The 20,248-nt window shown below is 58.7% G+C and carries 19 protein-coding genes; 10 read left to right on the top strand and 9 right to left on the bottom strand.

From position 1 onward, the window contains the following. Positions 1 to 49 precede the first annotated feature (49 nt). From ACQQ2Q_RS14120 to ACQQ2Q_RS14140, 5 genes are all read left to right on the top strand, one after another. Positions 50 to 2,137, top strand: coding sequence for a TRAP transporter permease (locus ACQQ2Q_RS14120; RefSeq protein ID WP_428187987.1), 2,088 nt, complete (start codon positions 50 to 52; stop codon positions 2,135 to 2,137). Further along, positions 2,134 to 2,502, top strand: a complete 369-nt coding sequence (locus ACQQ2Q_RS14125) for a DUF1850 domain-containing protein (protein WP_428187735.1) — start codon at positions 2,134 to 2,136, stop codon at positions 2,500 to 2,502. Before ACQQ2Q_RS14120 ends, ACQQ2Q_RS14125 begins: the two co-directional genes overlap by 4 nt. A gap of 153 nt (positions 2,503 to 2,655) precedes the next feature. Then, positions 2,656 to 3,987 carry an NAD(P)/FAD-dependent oxidoreductase gene (locus tag ACQQ2Q_RS14130; protein ID WP_428187736.1) on the top strand — a complete coding sequence of 444 codons (1,332 nt, stop codon included), beginning with the start codon at positions 2,656 to 2,658 and terminating at the stop codon, positions 3,985 to 3,987. Positions 3,988 to 4,163: 176 nt separating this feature from the next. Then, on the top strand, positions 4,164 to 4,967 hold the full coding sequence (locus ACQQ2Q_RS14135) for a carbon-nitrogen hydrolase family protein (RefSeq protein WP_428187737.1): 804 nt from the start codon (positions 4,164 to 4,166) through the stop codon (positions 4,965 to 4,967). 81 nt (positions 4,968 to 5,048) lie between these two features. Then, positions 5,049 to 5,774, top strand: a complete 726-nt coding sequence (locus tag ACQQ2Q_RS14140) for a sulfate transporter family protein (RefSeq protein WP_428187738.1) — start codon at positions 5,049 to 5,051, stop codon at positions 5,772 to 5,774. 4 nt (positions 5,775 to 5,778) lie between these two features. Here the strand turns inward: ACQQ2Q_RS14140 and nth are convergent, their stop codons facing one another. Continuing rightward, positions 5,779 to 6,555: an endonuclease III gene (gene nth / locus ACQQ2Q_RS14145; protein WP_428187739.1), complete on the bottom strand. Its 777-nt coding sequence runs from the start codon at positions 6,553 to 6,555 to the stop codon at positions 5,779 to 5,781. A gap of 22 nt (positions 6,556 to 6,577) precedes the next feature. Here nth and ACQQ2Q_RS14150 point away from each other — a divergent pair, with 22 nt between their 5' ends. After that, positions 6,578 to 7,075 carry a DUF2244 domain-containing protein gene (locus ACQQ2Q_RS14150; RefSeq protein WP_428187740.1) on the top strand — a complete coding sequence of 166 codons (498 nt, stop codon included), beginning with the start codon at positions 6,578 to 6,580 and terminating at the stop codon, positions 7,073 to 7,075. A gap of 67 nt (positions 7,076 to 7,142) precedes the next feature. Next, entirely contained in the window at positions 7,143 to 8,027 is an 885-nt protein-coding gene (locus ACQQ2Q_RS14155; RefSeq protein WP_428187741.1) for a methylated-DNA--[protein]-cysteine S-methyltransferase, read from the top strand. On the opposite strand, the gene ACQQ2Q_RS14160 is transcribed toward ACQQ2Q_RS14155, so the two are convergent. Beyond that, positions 8,024 to 9,031 (bottom strand): sugar-binding transcriptional regulator, encoded by a 1,008-nt coding sequence (locus ACQQ2Q_RS14160; RefSeq protein WP_428187742.1) that lies wholly within the window; start codon positions 9,029 to 9,031, stop codon positions 8,024 to 8,026. The genes ACQQ2Q_RS14155 and ACQQ2Q_RS14160 overlap by 4 nt on opposite strands. A 195-nt stretch (positions 9,032 to 9,226) precedes the next feature. On the opposite strand from ACQQ2Q_RS14160, the gene tal reads away from it, so the two are divergent. Beyond that, entirely contained in the window at positions 9,227 to 10,183 is a 957-nt protein-coding gene (gene tal, locus ACQQ2Q_RS14165; protein ID WP_428187743.1) for a transaldolase, read from the top strand. A 22-nt stretch (positions 10,184 to 10,205) separates the two neighbouring features. On the opposite strand, the gene ACQQ2Q_RS14170 is transcribed toward tal, so the two are convergent. Next, the gene (locus ACQQ2Q_RS14170) at positions 10,206 to 10,868 is read right to left on the bottom strand and encodes an SH3 domain-containing protein (RefSeq protein WP_428187744.1); all 663 of its coding nucleotides are present in this window, start codon (positions 10,866 to 10,868) and stop codon (positions 10,206 to 10,208) included. A gap of 131 nt (positions 10,869 to 10,999) precedes the next feature. Between ACQQ2Q_RS14170 and ACQQ2Q_RS14175 the strand changes: the two genes are divergently transcribed. Together ACQQ2Q_RS14175 and ACQQ2Q_RS14180 are read left to right on the top strand one after the other, a co-directional pair. After that, positions 11,000 to 11,455, top strand: a complete 456-nt coding sequence (locus ACQQ2Q_RS14175; protein WP_428187745.1) for a MarR family winged helix-turn-helix transcriptional regulator — start codon at positions 11,000 to 11,002, stop codon at positions 11,453 to 11,455. Next, positions 11,452 to 13,380, top strand: a complete 1,929-nt coding sequence (locus ACQQ2Q_RS14180; RefSeq protein WP_428187746.1) for an FUSC family protein — start codon at positions 11,452 to 11,454, stop codon at positions 13,378 to 13,380. Before ACQQ2Q_RS14175 ends, ACQQ2Q_RS14180 begins: the two co-directional genes overlap by 4 nt. Positions 13,381 to 13,419: 39 nt before the next feature. Here ACQQ2Q_RS14180 and ACQQ2Q_RS14185 read toward each other — a convergent pair whose 3' ends face one another. The 6 genes from ACQQ2Q_RS14185 to ACQQ2Q_RS14210 all read right to left on the bottom strand — a co-directional run bounded on the left by ACQQ2Q_RS14185 (position 13,420) and on the right by ACQQ2Q_RS14210 (position 20,050). Beyond that, positions 13,420 to 14,844, bottom strand: a complete 1,425-nt coding sequence (locus ACQQ2Q_RS14185) for a gamma-aminobutyraldehyde dehydrogenase (protein ID WP_428187747.1) — start codon at positions 14,842 to 14,844, stop codon at positions 13,420 to 13,422. A gap of 30 nt (positions 14,845 to 14,874) precedes the next feature. Further along, positions 14,875 to 15,690 carry an ABC transporter permease gene (locus ACQQ2Q_RS14190; RefSeq protein ID WP_428187748.1) on the bottom strand — a complete coding sequence of 272 codons (816 nt, stop codon included), beginning with the start codon at positions 15,688 to 15,690 and terminating at the stop codon, positions 14,875 to 14,877. Then, a complete protein-coding gene (locus ACQQ2Q_RS14195; protein WP_428187749.1) occupies positions 15,680 to 16,630 on the bottom strand; it encodes an ABC transporter permease in 951 nt (316 codons plus the stop codon). Before ACQQ2Q_RS14195 ends, ACQQ2Q_RS14190 begins: the two co-directional genes overlap by 11 nt. Beyond that, positions 16,627 to 17,613: an ABC transporter ATP-binding protein gene (locus tag ACQQ2Q_RS14200; RefSeq protein ID WP_428187750.1), complete on the bottom strand. Its 987-nt coding sequence runs from the start codon at positions 17,611 to 17,613 to the stop codon at positions 16,627 to 16,629. Before ACQQ2Q_RS14200 ends, ACQQ2Q_RS14195 begins: the two co-directional genes overlap by 4 nt. Before the next feature lie 200 nt (positions 17,614 to 17,813). Next, positions 17,814 to 18,974 carry an ABC transporter substrate-binding protein gene (locus tag ACQQ2Q_RS14205; protein WP_428187751.1) on the bottom strand — a complete coding sequence of 387 codons (1,161 nt, stop codon included), beginning with the start codon at positions 18,972 to 18,974 and terminating at the stop codon, positions 17,814 to 17,816. 167 nt (positions 18,975 to 19,141) lie between these two features. After that, positions 19,142 to 20,050, bottom strand: a complete 909-nt coding sequence (locus ACQQ2Q_RS14210; protein WP_428187752.1) for a LysR family transcriptional regulator — start codon at positions 20,048 to 20,050, stop codon at positions 19,142 to 19,144. Between the last annotated feature and the right edge of the window lie 198 nt (positions 20,051 to 20,248).

Below are 20,248 nucleotides of genomic sequence, written 5' to 3' on the forward strand. Positions count from 1 at the left end.
TTGTGGTTCAGTGGAGCGTCTCATGCCGCACGACAAGGCCGGGCATCATATGCCGCAGGGCGATCAGCAACTCTCAATCCACGATCCTTTGGCCGAAAGCTTCCCGGCCGGTCGCGAGGGGCGTTTGCTGTTTTACATCGCGATTGCCTTTTCCGTCTTCCAGATCGCGACCGCTGCCCATCTGATCGACCTGCCCAGCCAGGTGGTCAGGGCATTGCATGTCGGCTTTGTGACCTTGCTCGCCTTTCCGCTTCTGGCGCTGGCGCGCCAGTATGGCGTGATCTTGAAAACCGTTGCCTGGGGTTTTGCGCTCGCCGGTTTGGCAGTCGCGCTCTATCAGTGGGTTGAATATGCGCCGCTGATCCAGCGTGCGGGCGATCCCCTGACACGCGATCTGGTGATGGGCATCATTGCGCTGGTCACGGTGTTTTCCGCTGCATGGATGGTGATGGGGCCAACATTGCCGGTGATATCGGGGCTCTTTCTCGCCTACTGCCTGTTCGGGCAATATCTTCCGTCGCCCTTCAATCACCGCGGCTATGATTTCTCGCAGGTCATCGATCACATGACCTATGGCACGGAGGGCATTTACGGCATTCCTGTCTATGTGTCCTCGACCTATATCTTCCTCTTCATCCTGTTCGGTGCCTTTCTGGAAAAGGCCGGCATGATCAAGCTGTTCACAGATGTGTCGCTGGGGCTGGTCGGTCACAAGAAGGGCGGCGCGGCCAAGGTTGCGATCATCTCTTCCGGGCTCATGGGGACCATCTCCGGTTCGGGGGTCGCCAATGTCGTAACCACCGGGCAGTTCACCATTCCGCTAATGAAACGTTTCGGCTATCGGGCGGCCTTTGCCGGCGGGGTGGAATCCACCTCTTCCATGGGCGGACAGATCATGCCGCCGGTCATGGGGGCGGTCGCCTTCATCATGGCTGAAACAATTGGCGTAGAATATCACGAGATCGTACGGGCCGCGATCATTCCGGCGCTTCTCTATTTCGCCTCTGCCTTCTGGATGGTCCATCTGGAGGCCGGAAAATATAATCTGGTCGGCCTTCCCAAAAGCGAGCTGCCGTCGGCGCTCAACGCCATCCGCACGCAGTGGTATCTGATCCTGCCGCTGGCTGCCCTCGTCTGGCTCTTGTTTTCCGGTTACACGCCGCTCTTTGCCGGCACTGTGGGTCTCGCTTTCACCGTATTGCTGATCCTTGGCTCATCGGCAGCGCTTGGGCTTCCCTCCACTGTGCTGCGGGTCATCCTGTGGGTGGGACTCGGTCTTGTGGCAGCAGCCTTCTTCCGCTTCGGCATGCATGTGGTGCTTGCAGCTCTGGTTGTGCTGGTGGCCTGGAACGCGGTCCTCAAAGGCGGGCGCGAAACGCTCATCATCTGCCGCGATGCGCTGGCTGACGGGGCAAAGACTGCACTTCCGGTCGCGGTTGCCTGCGCCGTCGTCGGCGTGATCATCGGCACTATGACGCTTACCGGAGCTGCCAACACCTTCGGCCAGTTCATCGTTTCGGTTGGCGGGCAGAGCCTGTTCCTGTCGCTTATCCTGACAATGGTCACCTGCATCGTGCTCGGCATGGGTATACCCACCATTCCGAACTATATCATCACGTCCTCGATTGCCGGTCCGGCTTTGCTCACCCTCGGTGTGCCGCTGATCGTCAGCCACATGTTTGTCTTCTATTTCGGCATTCTGGCGGATCTGACACCGCCGGTGGCGCTTGCCTGTTTTGCCGCAGCCCCCATTGCCAAGGAAAAGGGGCTGAAGATCTCCATGGAGGCGATCAAGGTGGCCGCTGCCGGCTTCGTCATTCCCTATATGGCGGTCTATACGCCGGCGCTGATGTTGCAGGATGGTGGCACGCTTGCCGGTGCAATCGGCTTCCCGCTGGCGGTTGCCTATATCGTGCTGAAGGCTGTGATCGCCATCGGTCTTTGGGGTGCTGCGGTCATCGGTTTCTTGCGCATTCATCTCAGTTGGCTTGAACGATTGCTTGCCATGGCAGCGGCCTTCACGCTCATTACGGCCTTGCCATTGACGGACGAGATCGGCTTTGCACTGGCATTGGTGTTTGCTTTTGTCGTCTGGCGGCGGTCTGCCAACCGGCAGGTTACGGAAGCCGGCGCGTGAGTGCAGCCGTTTGCATTCTGGCCGGCGGTAAAACCATTGCGCTGGCGGCTGCAACCTTCACGCTGTCGTGGATACATTCGGTCGAGAAGACCGAGTGGCGGGAAAGCTGGGCTCTCACACCATCCGGGTTCGAACTGACCGAGGCGTCTGTCAAGGGTTCCGGTGCCGGCATGGATCCGGGTGAGGGAGCGAAGCTTGTCGATGATTGGTGGGTCTGGTCTCCACACTTGCCGCCGCAGCCGAAACTGGCGCTTGCCGCCTCAGGTGCAACGGTCTCCGCCTGGACAGTATGCTCCGCTGGCGTTTGCCAGGATATCGGCGGACATGCGGACGTGCCGGTCGTCATTAGACCCTGCGATAGCTGACATTCCCGACCGCCGCGATCACGGCCTGCGTCTTCCCATCGCTATGATGTTTCTGCCGGATGTTGCTTGCGCGAAGGCATGGGGGCTATAGGTTGACCCGTGGTCCGAGGGTGTCTTTGGCCCTTTATCTGTTTTTCGTATTGGAGCTATCGCATGCCAGGTCCGCAGGTTGTTGCCGTTCAGGGAGATGAAGCGCTTCCGTCCAAGGTGGATGTGGTGGTCATCGGCGGCGGTATTATCGGTACCTCAACAGCACTGGAACTTGCCGAGCGCGGCGTGTCTGTCGCTCTTTGCGAAAAAGGCGGCATTGCCGAGGAACAGTCCAGTCGCAACTGGGGCTGGGTGCGTATCTCGCAACGCGATCCGCGTGAAGTGCCTTTGATGGCGGAATCGATCCGCATCTGGCGCGATCTCGACAGCCGTGTCGGGCGGGATATCGGTTATCGCCAATGCGGAATTGTCTTTGTGTCTGCCGATGAAGCGGAGGAGGCCTCCAATGCGCAGTGGCCGGAAGAGCTCGGGCGCTACCAGTTGCCGTCGCGCATGGTGGGGCAGGTGGAGTTCGACAGCCTATATCCAGGCCTGAGGCTTCCTGTTCGAAGTGCTCTTTATACGGCCGCTGACGGTCGTGCCGAGCCGCAAAAGGCGGCACCCGCCATTGCCGAGGCCGCGCGCGACAAAGGTGCCCATATCCTCACCCGCTGCGCCGTGCGCGGCATTGAAAAAGCAGGCGGCAAAATCTGCGGGGTGGTGACCGAACGCGGCTCTATCGCCTGCTCGTCGGTGGTCTTGGCCGGCGGTGCCTGGTCAAGCCTCTTCTCGCGCAATTTGGGTGTAGACTTGCCGCAGTTGAAGGTGATGAATACGGTCATCCGGACAACCCCGGTCGAAGGCGGGCCTGAGACAACGCTGTTCAGCAATGATTTTGCCATCCGCAAGCGTCAGGATGGCGGCTATACCATTGCCTCAGAGGGCGACAATGTCGTCGATATCGTGCCCGACAGCTTTCGTTATTTCGCAAAATTCCTGCCGGCATTGAAGAACGATTGGCGTTCTTTGAAATTTCGCGTCGGAAACCGTTTCCTCGAAGAGGCAATGCTGCCGTCGCGCTGGGCACTCGACAGGCAAAGCCCGTTTGAGCGCTGCCGGGTACTCGATCCCGTTCCTGCACCTCGTGAGACTGATCGTGCGCTTTCCAGGCTCAAGGCGGCCTATCCGGTTTTCAAGGATGCCCAGATCGCACAACGCTGGGCCGGCCTGATCGACGTCACCCCCGATGCCGTGCCAGTCATCTCGCCTGTCGAGACAGTGCCGGGCTTCTTCATCGCCACCGGTTTTTCCGGCCACGGATTCGGCATCGGTCCGGGCGCCGGACGATTGACCGCGGATCTGGTGACTGGCGGTACACCGTGCGTGGATCCGACAGCCTTCAGGCTCTCACGGTTTTTTGACGGTTCGACGATCGAATTGCTGACCACGCTCTGATCGAGGTCTGTGGGGCGCGTTGCGCCTCAAGAAATCAGAGGAATATCGTCGGCAGTTCTCAGGTTTCCCTGAGATGTTGAGTACGATAAGTGTTTCAGCTCATCGCTGACTGGAGATGTGTCTAACACATTTCCAATGCGGTCCGACTATGTCAGCCACACTGCCACGGAGTTTTCATGCGCGTCGCCATGTTCCAGATGTTTTCAGAGTTGACGAATGTCGACGGCAATCTTGCCAAGATCGCTAAAGCTGCGGAAGCGGCAGCCGTTATGGGGGCTAATCTCTTGGTCACTCCGGAAATGTCCGTGACGGGCTATGCGCTGGAAGCTGCGACAGCAACGATGGCGGAGCCCGCAGATGGTTCTATTGCCACCAAGCTTCAGGCGATCGCAGACAGGTTCAAGATTGCCCTGGTGGCCGGTTTTGCCGAGCGCGATGGTGACACGATCTTTAACAGCGTTGCTCTTTCGCAGCCGGGCAAGCGACAGCGTGTCTACCGGAAATGCCATCTTTATGGCGATATGGAGCGCGTTGCGTTCACGCCTTCGGATACAGGGCCCGAACTGTTCGAGATTGGCGGTCTGAAGGCTGCGATGTTGATCTGCTACGATGTGGAATTCCCTGAAATCGTGCGCAGCATCGGCCTGTCCGGCGCTGAATTGTTGATCGTGCCGACAGCACTTGCGACGACACCTGCCAATCGTCGTATCCCGGAACGCATCTTGCCGGCGCGTGCGATGGAAAACCAGCTTTTCATTCTCTATACCGACCTTTGCGGCAATGACGGCGTGCTGAACTACGAAGGCCATTCGGTTGCGGTCGCACCTGATGGCAGTTTCCTCTGCCGTGCCGGCAGCGGCGAATGCCTGATGTTTGCCGATCTCGATCCGGCCGCCTATGACGAGAGCCGAGCAGAACTGCCCTATCTGCGCGATCGTCGGCCAGAACTCTACGGTGCTGTGACTGCGACCAAGGCATAATCCTCGGACACTTTTGGGCGCTGGCTTGCGCGTTCGCGCCCGCCTTCTTACATCGATAGTCATGTCACGAGGGAGAGATACATGATTTTCGACGCGGCGAGGCTTGCGCTGACCAATCTATTTGCGGTCGAGACCCGGTCGGTTTTCTGGAAGGTGCTGGGCCTGACCATCCTCGTTCTGATGGGGCTATGGTTCACCTTTCGCAGCGCCTTCATGGCCTATGCCATGCCCTGGCTTGCCGGCTTCTTTCCCGATCTGCCCGACTGGGCTGGCTGGCTGACATTTGTGTTCGGCATTGTTGCCAGTATCGGTCTGGCGCTGGTGCTGGCTTTCCTGTTGTCGTCGGTGACCGCAATCATTGCCGGACTGTTCCTGGATGATGTGGCCGAGGTGGTGGAAAAGCGCGATTACCCAGCCGATGCGCCCGGAACGGCAATGCCTCTTGGGCAGGCCATCATCTCCTCACTCAAGTTCTTCGGCGTCGTCATTCTCGGCAATATCATTGCGCTGCTGTTGCTGTTTATTCCCGGCGTTAACATCGTCGCCTTCTTTCTGGTCAACGGCTACCTGCTCGGACGTGAGTTCTTCGAATTCGCCGCGACACGCTTCCGGACGCCTGCGGATGCACGGCTTTTCCGGGCCAAACACAGTGCCACCGTTTTCATGGCCGGGTTGCTGATCGCGGCCTTTCTGGCGGTGCCGATCGTCAACCTGCTCACGCCGCTGTTTGCGGCGAGCATGATGGTGCATCTGCACAAGATGTTGTCGAAACGCGATCCGGGCTTTGCCCCAAGCCAGCCTCGATGAGAGGTCAGGCGGGCGTGGCCAAAATCTGAGCCGGCAGCTCGACCAGAGGGGCTGGAACGTCGCAGGTCTTTTCGCCGGACTTGCAGATATCGGCAATGACGCAGCGCTCGCATTCCGGCTTGCGCGCCTTGCAGACATAGCGCCCGTGCAGGATTAGCCAGTGGTGGGCGTGGAACAGATAGTGTTTGGGGATAATCGCCTCGAGCCTGGCTTCCACCTCGTCTGGCGTCTTGCCCGGTGCAAGCTTGATGCGGTTGGCGATGCGCAGGATATGGGTGTCGACGGCTATGGTCGGAATGCCGAAGGCCATGGACATGACCACGTTGGCGGTCTTTCTGCCGACGCCCGGTAGCTGCACAAGCTCCTCGCGGGTACGGGGCACGACCGAGCCGAACTCATCCACCAGCATCCGGCTGAGCGCGATGACATTCTTGGCCTTGTTGCGATAAAGGCCAATGGTCTTGATGTAGTCGCGGACCGTGTCTTCGCCGAGCGCCAGCATCTTTTCCGGCGTGTCTGCAATCTGGAACAGGGCGCGGGTTGCCTTGTTGACACCGATATCAGTCGCCTGCGCCGATAGGGCCACGGCGACGACCAGGGTAAAGGGATTGACGTGTTCGAGTTCGCCCTTGGGCTCCGGCCGCTGGATCGCAAAACGGCGAAAGATCTCTTCCAGCTCCGCCTTTGAATAGGCACTGCGACGCACGGGCTTTTTCCGCGCAGTCGCGGAAATTGACATTTTCGTATTTTGGGTGCTGGATTTGGCCTTCGGAGTCGTCATCGTCATTCTATAGATGGTTCACATGAGCGAAGGCAACGTAGACGATATGATCGAGCAGCCAATTTTTGCAGCCGAGCTGACACCCTATCGCTCGCTCGGGCGCAAGGGCTTTGTCATCATGCTGGCGATAGCCGGTTCGGTCTGCGTTGGCCATGCGCTGTTCTTCATCATGACCGGTGCCTGGCCCATCGGTCTGTTCTTCGGCCTCGACTTCCTGCTTCTCTACGGCGCCTTCTGGCTCAGCTACCGGTCCGGTCGCGCCCGCGAAGAGGTAGAGGTTGCGCGCACCTATCTCCATGTCCGCAAGTTCACGCCTTCCGGTCTGATGACCGAACATCGCTTCAATCCGTTCTGGGCAAAGTTCTTCGTCGAGCGTGAGGGCGAGGACGGCATCGTGTCCATGCATGTGAGTGGCGAGGGGCGGCGAACGGATGTCGGCTCCTTTCTCAATCCGGATGATCGCGAAAGTTTTGCCAAGGCGTTTCGCGGCGCTCTGGCAACGGTAAAACAGCGGATCTGATGGGCGCAAGAATCGGGTGGTTTCAACGCGTTCATCGTGGTGTTCTCTCAACATGAAGGAGAGCCCCATGACCCTTGCTGCCAAGATCGACATATCCACGCTTCAAGACATCACGCCTGAGGGCGGTGACTACGAGACTGTGCGGCGCGTGATCGAGATGATGACGCTGGATTATCAGGAGCAACCGTCACTGGAGACGGTGGCCGCACGACTCGGCCAGTCGCCGACCCAGTTGCAAAAGACGTTTACGCGCTGGGCGGGACTGTCGCCCAAGGCTTTCCTGCAGGCTGTTACGCTGGATCATGCCAAGCGGTTGCTGGGGCAGGAGGCGATGCCGCTTCTGGAGACCTCCATCGAGCTTGGTCTGTCGGGACCGGGGCGGTTGCATGATCTGTTCGTTACCCATGAGGCGATGTCGCCGGGCGAATGGAAGGCGAGGGGAGCCGGACTGACTATTCGCTATGGCTTTCATTCATCGCCCTTTGGCCAAGCGCTGATCATGGCGACCGAGCGCGGTCTTGCAGGTGTTGCCTTCGCCGATATTGGCGCGGAGGCGGCAAGTTTCGAGGATATGGCATCACGCTGGCCAGAGGCCAATTATATTGCCGACCAGGCGGTTACCGCTCCCTATGCCGCTCGCATATTCGATCCCGCGCAATGGTCATGCGATCAACCGTTAAGGGTTGTCCTGATCGGCACCGATTTTCAGGTCCGCGTGTGGGAACAGCTTCTGCACATACCGCTTGGCAAGGCTGTGACCTATTCCGATATTGCCAAGGGTATCGGTCAACCGAAGGCAAGCCGGGCCGTTGGTGCAGCGGTCGGACGCAATCCTGTCTCCTTCGTGGTGCCATGCCACCGGGCGCTTGGAAAGAATGGCACCCTGACCGGTTATCACTGGGGACTGACACGCAAGCGCGCAATGCTGGGTTGGGAGGCCGGGCAGGTTTAAGCGGTTTCCTCAGCCCCGGGTCGCGATTGCCCCTGCAGCTTAAGCAATTCCCGCGCGGCGGCTTCGTCCGTGATCAGCGTGTTGCAGCCGATGCGTTTTATTGTAGCGCGAATGGCTTTGGCGCGATGGGCGCCGCCGGAGGACAGCACAATGTGCTTCGCTTTCTTCAGCGTATCCAGTTCCACCGACATGACGCGTTGGTTGATGGAGTGTTCGACGGAACGGCCCTCGGCATCGAGGAAGTTGAACATGGTATCGCAGATGCAGCCGGCCGCGATCAGTTCGTCCAGGGTTTCATGGCTGATAAAGCCTTCCGACAGCGATGTGGACTGTGGACCTATATCGCCGCAGGAAACCACGGCGAGGTCCAGATTTTCGGCAAGGTCGTAGAGGGTCTTCAAGCCGCATTTTTCGATCAGTGCCTGCTTGGTCTCCACCGAGTCCACCAGCAATGGGGCGAGGAACATGTAGCATTCCGCGCCAAGCTGGCTTGCAAGCCGCCATGTGTAGTCGATGGGATTGGTCTGATGGACGGCGACGATGCCGCCAAGGAGAGACACGACCTTGCAGTTTTCACGGCGCGGCGGACGAAAGCCCGACAGCGAGGCGGTCATAGTGCGGCCCCAACCAACGCCGATGGTGGTATTGTCTTCAATGACGTCAGATAGAAATTCACCGAGAGCCAGCCCCACTGCCTTGGCAATCGCGTCAGCCTGATCCGACGCCGGCGCCGGAACGACAATGGCTTCATCCAGCCCGAAGGCTTTTTCCAGCCCCGTTGCAAGCTCAACGCAATCGCCGATCCCGTCGCTGATCCAGATCTGGACTTCGGCACGCTTCAGCGCTTCGTCGAGCAGTCGGATTACGGTCGACCTGCTGATGCCGAGACGTTCGGCCACATCTTTCTGGGTCAGGCCCTGGTTGTAATAAAGCCAGGCGGCACGCAGTCTCAAGGACGAAGCTTCGGAATAGGTCGGATGGCTGCCGCGTCGAAGTTTGGCCACTATGCATTCATTCCCGTCAGGTGAAGATCGCCATACTATTGCCATCCGTGAAACTTATGTCAAATGGGATGAACAAATGTCTTGACTTTGTCGCGAGCGAGCGATGATATTCTGTTTAATTAAAGCGTTCGGTCGTGAAACGAATTCGCCTGCCGACCGTTCCAATAGAAACGCATTCTCCAAAGGGTTTTCCAGATGACTTCCAAGCTTGAACAACTGCGTTCCATGACTACCGTGGTGGCCGATACCGGCGATATCGAGGCTGTGGCGCGGCTGAAGCCAGTCGACTGCACCACCAACCCCACCATCGTCCTGAAGGCGCTCGGCACCGATATGTTCGATGATGCCTTCAAGAAGGAAATTGCCTGGGGAAAATCTAAAGGCGGATCCAGCGATGCAGTGGCGTCTGCCGTTGCCGACCGTCTGGCCATTTCCGTTGGTGCAGCGCTGGCCGGTATCGTTCCTGGCCGCGTTTCGACCGAAGTGGACGCCGATCTTTCCTTCAACACCGAGGCTTCCATTGCCAAGGCGCGCGAGATCATCGCTGCCTACAAGGAGCGCGGCATCGAGCGGGATCGCATCCTGATCAAGCTTGCATCGACATGGGAAGGCATTCGCGCAGCTGAAGTGTTGCAGACCGAAGGCATCGATTGCAACCTGACTCTGCTGTTCTCCAAGGCTCAGGCAATTGCCTGCGCCGAAGCGAAGGCATTCCTGATTTCACCTTTCGTCGGTCGTATTCTCGACTGGTACAAGAAGTCGACAGGTGAAGAATACACCGCTGAAACCGATCCGGGTGTGAAGTCGGTGCGCGAGATCTACAACTACTACAAGGTCAATGGTATCGAGACCATCGTCATGGGCGCATCGTTCCGCAATGCTGGCGAAATCGAAGCCCTTGCCGGTTGCGATCGCCTGACCATCAGCCCGGCTCTGCTGGACGAACTCGATGCTGACAAGGGCACGCTGGAGCGCAAGCTTTCGCCCGAGAAGACCACAGCCGATCCGGCTGTTTCGCTCGATGAAAAGGCATTCCGTTGGGCCATGAACGAAGATGCAATGGCAACCGAAAAGCTGGCCGAAGGTATTCGCAGCTTTGCCAAGGATCTGGGCACACTGCGCAGCAAGGTCTCCAAGGCGCTCGACGCCTGATCAAGTCTGTATCGTGCTCGGCTTACCAGTCGAGCACGACTTTATCTGGAATAAAATACGTCTCATAGCCACCCACGGTGACCTCTGCCTCACCGCCGCGCTTGCGCGATCTGGTTGCAACCCCGTCCGCGCTTTTGAACCGTCCCGCCCTGTATTCGAGCTGCCGGGTCATACCGTCCGGTGTTTCAATGTCGATCAGGGCGCTGGTCCCTTGACGTTGCAGGCCGAAGCGGCAGTTGTAGAGCCTGGGGTCGGGGTCGAAACGGCAGTCGACATAGCCTGACTGATCGTAGCGACCAGGTTTGACCGGCGGCGGTTGATAGGCTCCGCCCTGACCGGGATCGACAAATTCATCCGAGATATAACGTCCGTTTACCCAGCCGCTGATGCGCGGCCTGCCATAGGTCGAAACGCGGCACCAGTATTGACCATCGCGGTCCTGGCAGCCTTCATTGCGCACCGGCATGCCTTCTTCCAGGGCAGCAATCACTCTACCTCGCAGGCTGGGCGCCGTTCGCATGTTGAGTACATCTCCCCGGCGAAGTCCCAGGACATGCCAGATGGCTGCGTCGTCTGACGGATTCGTGCGAATTTCAGGCGCTGGCACGACATAAGGTTCCTGCGCGAAAGCGATGCCAGCAGTGAGGATGGTGCTGGCTGCAATGATGGCGGCGATTGAACGCATGCAATTCTCCGTTGTTCGGGCAAAGCATAAACGATCTGTCCGACAGGCTCACGAATTATCGCAGGCAAAGGTAAATTCTTGGGCAGTTCAAAATTTACTTGCAGTACAAACTGTTTTGATACAAATGAAATATGACGAAAAATTCGAAACACCTTCTCGGCATGCGCATCGTCGTTATTGCCCGGCGCTGGCGCCAGTTTCTGGATGACCGACTATCCGCAAGCGGGCTGAGCGATGCGACCTGGGCGCCGCTTGTGCATCTCCATCGCGCTGACGGCTGGCTGCATCATAAAGATCTGGCGGCCCGGATTGGACTGGACGTGTCCAGCCTTGTGCGCCTGCTCGACAAGCTTGAGGAGCAAGGTTTGATCGAGCGGTGCCAAGATCCCGCAGATCGCCGTGCCAAGCGGCTTTCGCTGACAGCTGCCGGCAAGCACCGTGTGGATGAGATCATGGGCGTAGTCGCGCAACTGGAAGAGGAGCTTTTGCAGGATATCGACGATCGGACCGCCGAGGCGATGATGAGTGCTTTTTCGCGGATTGAAGAACGGCTTGAAGGTACAAAAGACACCCGAGACAATCAATGAAATCAACATTTAGTGCGTCACCTCTTTCAAAGCTTGGCTTTGATCTGCCAAAACTGCGCTTTGCGGCACAGACTGCCTTTGCGGCCTCGGTTGCGCTGGTTATCGCATGGCTTCTGGGCCTCGAGCATCCGCAATGGGCGGCGATGACGGTATGGGCGACATCGCAGCCGACGCGGGGACAATTGCTGGAAAAGGGACTGTTCAGGGCAGGCGGCACCTTTGTCGGGGTGGCTGCGGGCATCCTGCTTGTATTGCTGTTCAGCAGTTCGCCGCTTGGTATGGTCATCGGGCTCGCAATCTGGGTAGCCGGATGTGTTGCCGCGGGGAACATCCTGCGTGGGCTTACGTCTTACTGTGCCATGTTGGCTGCCTATTCGGCATCCATGGTCGCGCTGCTGGACATTGGTCATCCTGACCATGTCTTTGCTTTGGGTCTCGATCGGTTGGGTACCATTCTGACAGGCGTCGTTGCATCGGTTGTTATCGGATGGATTTTCACCCCTGAAAGCGGAGAGGCCGAGATCGTCGGGCGTATGCGCCACATGACGGCCAATCTGTTGCGTGCCTTGGCATTACGCGTTCGTAACGGCGGGGCCAAGCAGTTGACCCCGGCCGAGGAACGGATACTGGCCGACATGGCCCTGGCCGATGAGCAGTTCGATTCGCATGCCGCTGGATCTTTGCGACGTCGGCAGTCGACCCGGGCAATGCGCAGCATTCTGTCCGCGCAGATAGCGCTACTGTTGTCGGCCCGCTCTCTGTCGGAGGGTAACGATATCGAGATTGCCGCTGCACTGGAAGACGCTGCAAGCCTGCTCGAGGGAGGCGAGGATAGCGCCTTGGCGATTGAGCGGATCAATCTTGCTGCCGCCAAAATAAATCATTTTCCTGACCTTGCCGAGGCGTTGCATGGTCTTGGCAATGCTATAACTGCCTTCCGTTCGGCTCGCTTTGAGAAGCCTGTGCCTTTGCCGACAGCCTTTTCACCTGTGCTGCATCGCGACTGGCACGGTGCACGGCAATCGGCGGTGCGGGCCTTTGTCAGTCTCATGCTGGTTGGTCTGGCCTGGAGCCTGACTGGCTGGCATCCGCTTGCGTTTCTGATGCTTGGTCTATCCATCATGACCACCATATTCTCCACCTTCGATAATCCGGCGGGACTGATGCGTTTCGTCATGAAAGGGCAATTCCTCGGAGCGTTGGGCGCTCTTGTCTGCAATTTCGTCGTCTGGCCTTTCGCCGACAACACATTCCAACTCGTGTTGATGATGATCCCGTTCATCTTTGCGAGCGCGCTTTTGTTTGCGCATAAACGCACTGCGGTTCTTGGATTTGACTATGCCATGGTCTCATTGCTCCTGCTGCAACCGCATCTACCGCTGACGCTAGACCTTGCGGGCTGGATACCCAATGCGGCTGCGGTTGTCGCTGCTCCCGTCGTCGCGTTCTTCGTTTTCAAAGGCATTTATCCTGTGGATGCCAAACGCCGCCTGAATGCGCTGATCAGGATGGCTGTCGATGAGGTTGCGATGCTGGCTCGTGCAGAGGATGCGCTTGATCACCGTCTGGTCTGGCGTGCACGCCTTCATCATCGTCTGCTGCGCATGGTGTGCTATGCAGAGCGCAGTGGCATGCCAGTGCATGAGGTGGCAGAGGGTGCTCTCGCTGTGCTGTCACTCGGCAAGGCGGTCATGGAATTACAGATGATCTTGCGAAGTGAACGTGCGACGCCCGCGGAAAGACGCGTGGCCTTGGCCGCATTGGCCCGATTGCAGCGGCTCGATCGTGAGCCGGCAAAGGCAGCGGTTGCGCTGAACCGCGCTGCGCGACGTGTCGGTGCGGGGTGGCTGCCGTCACTGCGGTTACTCAGCGACGCCAATGACGCACTCACGCAGCACAAAGTTTTTCTGACTGCCGCCCGATAAGTCGAACAGAGGCGGCCGAACGCCGCCTCGCTACGCGTGTTAGTGTGCGATCATCACATGGCGCACTGCCGTATAGTCTTCCAGCGCATAGACCGACATGTCCTTGCCATAGCCAGACTGCTTCAGTCCGCCATGGGGCATCTCGTTGCAGAGCATGAAGTGGGTGTTGATCCAGGTGCAGCCATAGCGAAGCTTGGCGGCGGTCTTCATGGCGCGGGAAATATCCTTGGTCCAGACGGAGGATGCGAGCCCGTAATCGCTGTCATTGGCCCAGGCGATGGCATCGTCCGTCTGCGAGAAACGGGTCACAGAGACGACGGGACCAAACACCTCACGGCGCACAATCTCGTCATCCTGCAGAGCTCCTGCAACGACGGTCGGCTCATAGAAGAAGCCCTTGTCGCCGGACACCTTTCCGCCGGTGACGATTTCGATGTGCTTGTGTTCGGAGGCGCGGGCGACAAAGCTCTCGACCCGGTCGCGCTGGCGCCTGGAAATCAGCGGGCCGATCTCGTTTTCAGTGTCGTCTGCCAGATTGAATTTCAGTGTCGAGACGGCGGATGCAAGGTCGGCGACAAAATTGTCATAGACCTTGTCGGAGGCATAGATGCGACAGGCCGCGGTGCAGTCCTGGCCGGCATTGTAATAGCCGAACGCACGGATGCCTTCGACAACGGCATTGATATCGGCATCGTCATACACAATCACCGGGGCCTTGCCGCCCAGTTCGAGATGCGTGCGCTTCACCGTCTTGGCGGCTGCCGCCAGCACCTTCTTGCCAGTTGCCACATCGCCGGTGATCGAGACCATGTTGATCTGCGGATGGTTGATGAGCGCATTGCCGGTGCTCTCGCCACGACCGAGCACGACATTGACCACGCCTTCGGGCAGGATGTCGGCCAGCAGCCTGGCCATCTTCAAAGCCGTGAGAGGCGTCTGTTCAGACGGTTTGAAGACGACTGTGTTGCCGCCGGCAATGGCCGGTGCCAATTTCCAGGCCATCATCATCAGCGGGTAATTCCAGGGGGCGATGGAGCCGACGATGCCGACCGGATCACGGCGGATCATGGAGGTGTGGCCCGGCAGGTATTCACCGGCAACGGGGGCGTGCAGCGAGCGGATCGCACCAGCAAAGAAGCGGTAGCAATCGACAATGGCGGGGATTTCATCGTTGAGGACGGCATTGATCGGCTTGCCGCAATTGAGCGCTTCGAGCGTGGCAAAGCCCAGCGCGTCGGCCTCCACAGCATCGGCGATCTTGAGAAGATAAGCAGAGCGTTCACCCGGCGTCGTTTCCGACCATTTGTCGAATGCCTTGCCGGCTGCGTCAACGGCTGCGTCGATCTGGGTTGCGGATGCCTCCGGCAGGTCGAGGATGGTTTCACCGGTTTTGGGGTTGAGGATCTTTTCCTCGATCTCGGTTCCAGCTTCGAACTTCGAGCCGATCAGCATTTGCGTGTCCATGTCGTTCTCCCTCGGGCTTTATTGTCTGGGTTACTTCCCGCTGCCGGAAATCTGGTCGGTGTCGCGGGTCAGGTAATAGGCGGCAAGAATTGGCAGGAATGTCACCAGCACCACGGCCATGGCCACCACATTGGTCACAGGCCGCTGGCGTGGGCGGATCAGTTCCTCGAGCATCCAGATGGGGAGCGTCGACTGTTGCCCGCCGGTGAATGTGGTGACGATGACCTCGTCGAAGGATAGGGCAAAGGCGAGCATGCCGCCGGCCAGCAATGCCGTCGCGATATTGGGCAGGATCACATAACGGAAGGTCTGGAAGCCATTGGCGCCCAGGTCCATCGAGGCCTCGATCAAGGAGCCGGATGTTCTGCGGAAACGGGCGACCGCATTGTTGTAGACCACCACCACGCAAAAGGTGCCGTGGCCGAGAATGATCGTCCACATGGAATAGGGGATATCCGCCAGCGAAAAAGCGGAACGCAGCGCGATACCGGTGATGATGCCCGGCAGTGCAATGGGCAGAATGACCAGCAGCGATATGGCTTCGCGCCCGAAGAACCTGGTCCGGGAAACTGCCGCTGCTGCAAGCGTGCCAAGCACCAGTGCAATGAGGGTCGCGATGGCCGCAACCCGAAGCGACAGTCCCAGCGCATCCCACACATCGGGACGGTTCCAGGTCACCTCGAACCATTTCATGGTGAAGCCCGGCGGCGGCCATTGATAGCTCTTTTCCTCCGTCGTGAAGGCGTAGACGAAGATCAGCAGGATCGGCAGATGCAGAAAGGCCAGGCCTGTTCCTGCTGCCAGTTTGAGCGTCATGCTGGCGCCAGTCGAACGGTCAGAGCGCATTGAAGGCCCCCATGCGTTTGGCAACAGCCAGATAGATGCCCATGATTACGATCGGGACGACGGAAAAGGCGGCGGCAAGCGGCACATTTCCAGCGGTTCCCTGTTGGGCATAGACCGCCTGACCGATGAACAGGCGGGACGAGCCGACGATCTGCGGGATGATGTAGTCGCCCATCGTCAGCGAGAAGGTGAAGATCGAGCCGGCGATGATGCCGGGCAGTGCCAGCGGAAACAGTACATGGCGAAACGTCTGTCCGGGTTCCGCACCAAGATCGCCGGAGGCCTCGATCAGATTGCCGGGCACGCGTTCCAGTGCTGCCTGCGTTGGCAGGATCATGTACGGCAGCCAGACATAGACGAAGACGATGAAGGTGCCGATATAGCTGATCGACAAGGAATTGCCGCCGATCACGGGGATCGCCAGAATGCCATCCAGCAACCATGTCAAATGGAGCTTGGCAAAGATCCAGGTAAGGATGCCTTCCTTGGCAAGGATCAGTTTCCACGCATAGATCTTGACCAGATAGCTGGACCACAGCGGCAGCATGATGCCGAGATAGAAGAAGGCCTTCCAGCGCCCCCTGGCATAACGGGCAGCGTAATAGGCAATCGGGAAGGCAATGGCTGCGGAGGCAAGGGTGACGGCTGCCGACATCAGAAGCGTTCGGACGATAATGTCCAGATTGGCCGGGTTGAGCAACTGACGATAGGTCGAGAATGTCAGCTCGTAATTGATCATCCCGGAGAAGTCGTCGATCGAAAAGAAGCTCTGCAGCAGCAGTGCGATCAGCGAACCGATATAGATGATGCCGAGCCAGAGAAGCGGCGGGATCAGCATCAGGATGAGGAACAAGGTGGGCTTGCGCCAGAACAGATCCGACAGGCGCCCAAGCACGCCACCGCTGGCGGGCAGGATGGAGGCTTGCGGAAGGGCGCTCATGCCTCGCCGTCCATATAATGCAGGTCGCTCGGCCGCCAATTGATACGTGTCTCTGTTCCTGTCTCTGGCAGCGGCAGGCCAGCGGGAGCCATGACGGTCAACGGAATATTCATGGCCGAAACGCAAATCCGCGTTGTGGCACCAAGGAAGTTCCTTGAGGTGACGGTGGCCTGAATTCCATCTGAGGCGATGCTGATGGCCTCGGGCCTGAGGCTTGCCCATCTCTGTTCGCCACCGAGCCTTGCCGTATCTGCCGGTGATATGACATTGGAGGAGCCGACGAAATCGGCCACGAAACGGGTTCTCGGCTTGTTGTAGATATCTTCGGGCGTTCCGGCCTGTACGATCTTGCCCTCATTGAAAACCGCCACCCGGTCAGCCATCGACAGGGCCTCGCTCTGGTCGTGGGTGACAAAGATGAAGGTGATGCCGAGGCCGCGTTGCAGGCCTTTCAATTCGTCCTGCATCTGCTCGCGCAGTTTCAGGTCGAGTGCGCCGAGAGGTTCGTCTAACAACAGCACTTTCGGCTTGTTGACCAGAGCGCGGGCGAGCGCCACACGCTGACGCTGGCCGCCGGATAACTGGCTTGGCTTGCGCTTGCCATAGCCCGGAAGCTTGACGAGTTCGAGCGCGTCTTCGGCCATTTTCAGCCGCTCTTGCTTTCCAACGCCCTTGACCATCAGGCCGTAAGCGACGTTGTCGAGAATGGTCAGATGGGGAAAGAGCGCATAGTCCTGGAAGACGGTGTTCACATGGCGACGATAGGGCGGTACGCCCTCGCAGCTTTCTCCGAAGATTTCGATATGGCCCGATGTCTGTTGCTCGAAACCGGCAATCAGGCGCAGGCATGTCGTCTTGCCGGAACCGGAGGGGCCGAGCATGGCGAAGAACTCGCCCGGCGCGATCTTCAGATCCACCCCGTCGACAGCTTTGACGTCACCGAAATGGCGTGCCACCTTCGAAAATTCTACCGCTGCGGTCATGGATACTCCGGGTCTGACTGATTTTACGGCCCCTCATCCGCCGGCCGGGACCTTCTGCCCGCATGCGGGCAGAAGAACGAATCCAGCCGGCCTCAGCTACAAATCTGCAACATCGGTTCGGGGCGTGTCCCTCTCCCCTGAGACGGGGAGAAGGTTGGCGTATGGGGCAAAACCTATCCGGACTTGCCTGACGTGAGGGGTTAGCGGCCGCCGATCACGCCAATATAGTCGGAGACCCAGCGGTGGTAGGGGACGCACTCGCTCTGGCTTTCGCATTTCGAGGTTGGCGTGCGCCAGAAGCTGATTTTCTCGAAGTCGTCATAGCCGTTGGTTGTGCAGCCTTCGTCGGTGAAGAGCTCGTTGCCCTTACAGGCAGCCGGTACCGAGGGCACGGTGCCGAACCAGGCGGAGACATCGCCCTGAACCTTGGGGGCCAGCGAATGCTCCATCCACATATAGGCGCAGTTCGGATGCTCACTGTCGACATGCAGCATGGTGGTGTCTGCCCAGCCTGTCACACCTTCTTCGGGGAAGGTGGATTCGATCTTGGCGCCTTCGGCCTTCATCAGGTTGACCTGGAATGGCCAGGAACCGGATGCGACCACGCCTTCGTTCTTGAAGTCGTCGATCTGGATCATGGCGTCGTGCCAGTAGCGACCCACGAGCTTGCGCTGACCGCGGAGCAGATCGAGGGCTGCCTTGTACTGGTCTTCATTGAGTTCGTAAGGGTCCTTGATGCCAAGTTCAGGCTTGTGGGTCATCAGGTAGAGGGCGGCATCGGCCACATAGATCGGGCCGTCATAGGCCTGAACGCGACCGGCATTCGACTTGCCATCGGGAAGCGTCATTTCTTCAAAGACGACGTTCCAGCTTTTCGGTGCTTCACCCTTGAACGCATCGGTGTTGTACATCAGCACATTGGCGCCCCAGACATATGGTGTGCCGTAATGGACGCCATCGACCGTGTGCCATGGCGCGTTCTGGAGGCGTTCGTCAATGGTGCTCCAGCTCGGGATCAACGCCGTGTTGATCGGTTGAACGCGTTTGCCGGCAACCAGGCGCAGCGACGCATCGCCAGAGGCGGTCACGAGATCGAAGCCGCCTTCGTTCATCAGCGCGACCATTTCGTCGGAGGTTGCCGCGGTTTTGACCGAGACCTTGCAGCCCGTCTCTTCTTCGAACTTGCTGACCCAGTCATAGGCGGGATCCGTTTCGCCGCGCTCGATATAGCCGGCCCAGGCAACGATCGACAGCGCGCCTTCGCCGGGACCCAGTTCCTTGAGTGGCTCGGCTGCAATCGTCTGAGTGGCAAAGCTCAGAACGGCGGTCATCGCAGTGCAGGATTTCAGGATGGTCTTCATCGCAAATTCTCCCGGTAAGGGCCGCATTTTTGCGGCGTTTGTTCCCGATGTTGAACCTGCCGTGATTTCACCGCATTCGCAAATTCATTTGTCAGAAAGTTGATATCGATTTTTCCGATACCGTGGCGAAATGCCGATTGCGCAGGCGGAAGTTTCCTCGGGCGCAATTATCGCGGGCGGCCGCTTCTGAGCGCTTCGGCAATTCCCACGAAATCTCTTGCCGATTGCGGCAGGCTGGACCCCTTGCGCCAGACCATGCCCACCTGCACGACCGGAAGCGAACCGGAGACGTCGCGGCTTTCTATGCGGTCACCTTCCAGCGACCAGGGGCGGTAGACAAGGTCGGGCAACAGAGCGACGCCGGCACCCGTCGCGACCAGACTTCTGACGGCTTCCACCGAGCGTGTGCGAAAGGCCACATGCGGGCGCGCACCCAGTGCAGAGAGTAGTTTGCCTGTATTTTCCTCGATTTCATCGACCGTCAGCATGATCAGCGGTTCACGGGCGATATCGGCAATCGAGATGATGTCTGCCGATACCAGCGGATGCCCCATGGGCAGCCACAGTCGATAGGGCGAGGTTTCGAGGATTTCGGCCTGCAGCGCCATGCGGTCGCGCAGGTTGGAAATCACCATGACGGCGACATCCAGTTCGCCGCCCACCAGCAGATGTTCGAGATAGGCGCCGTTATCCTCGATGGCCGAAATCTCGACATTGGGGCAAGCGCGGCGATAGCGGGCCAGAAGGTCGGAGAGAACATAGCCAGCGACGAGCGATGTCACGCCGATATTGAGCGTTCCACCCGGCTCGGTCCGGGTTTCGGAAAACACATTGCGGGCATCGGCAACGGAGCCAAGGATCTTGGTGGCGTGGCGCAGGAACTGATGGCCGTTATGGGTGATCGACAATCCGCGCGGATGGCGGTCAAACAGTTCCAGGCCCAGATCGCTTTCCAGCTCCTTGATCGCTTCGGTAACTGAAGACTGGGAAATGGACAGATTTTGTGCGGCCCGGGTCACCGAACCCTGTTCGGCAACGGCGACGAAATACTGCAATTGTCGAAGCGTGAAGGCCATGTCGCTTTAGAGCATGACGCAAGGTTGAACCGCAAGATGATCGAGACCGAAACTCGGCCTTACCAAAAACGCATGGCGGCTGTGCAAATTGGCGACTTCGCAAACGTCAAGAATGCTGTTTATTGTCTTTTTATTGACCTCGTCTTGATACGGTGGCGCGATTACGATCCTCGCGTCACCGTTTCTGCATTGCAAGCT

The sequence above is a fragment of the Agrobacterium sp. ES01 genome (assembly GCF_050320885.1).
Taxonomy (GTDB): domain Bacteria; phylum Pseudomonadota; class Alphaproteobacteria; order Rhizobiales; family Rhizobiaceae; genus Allorhizobium.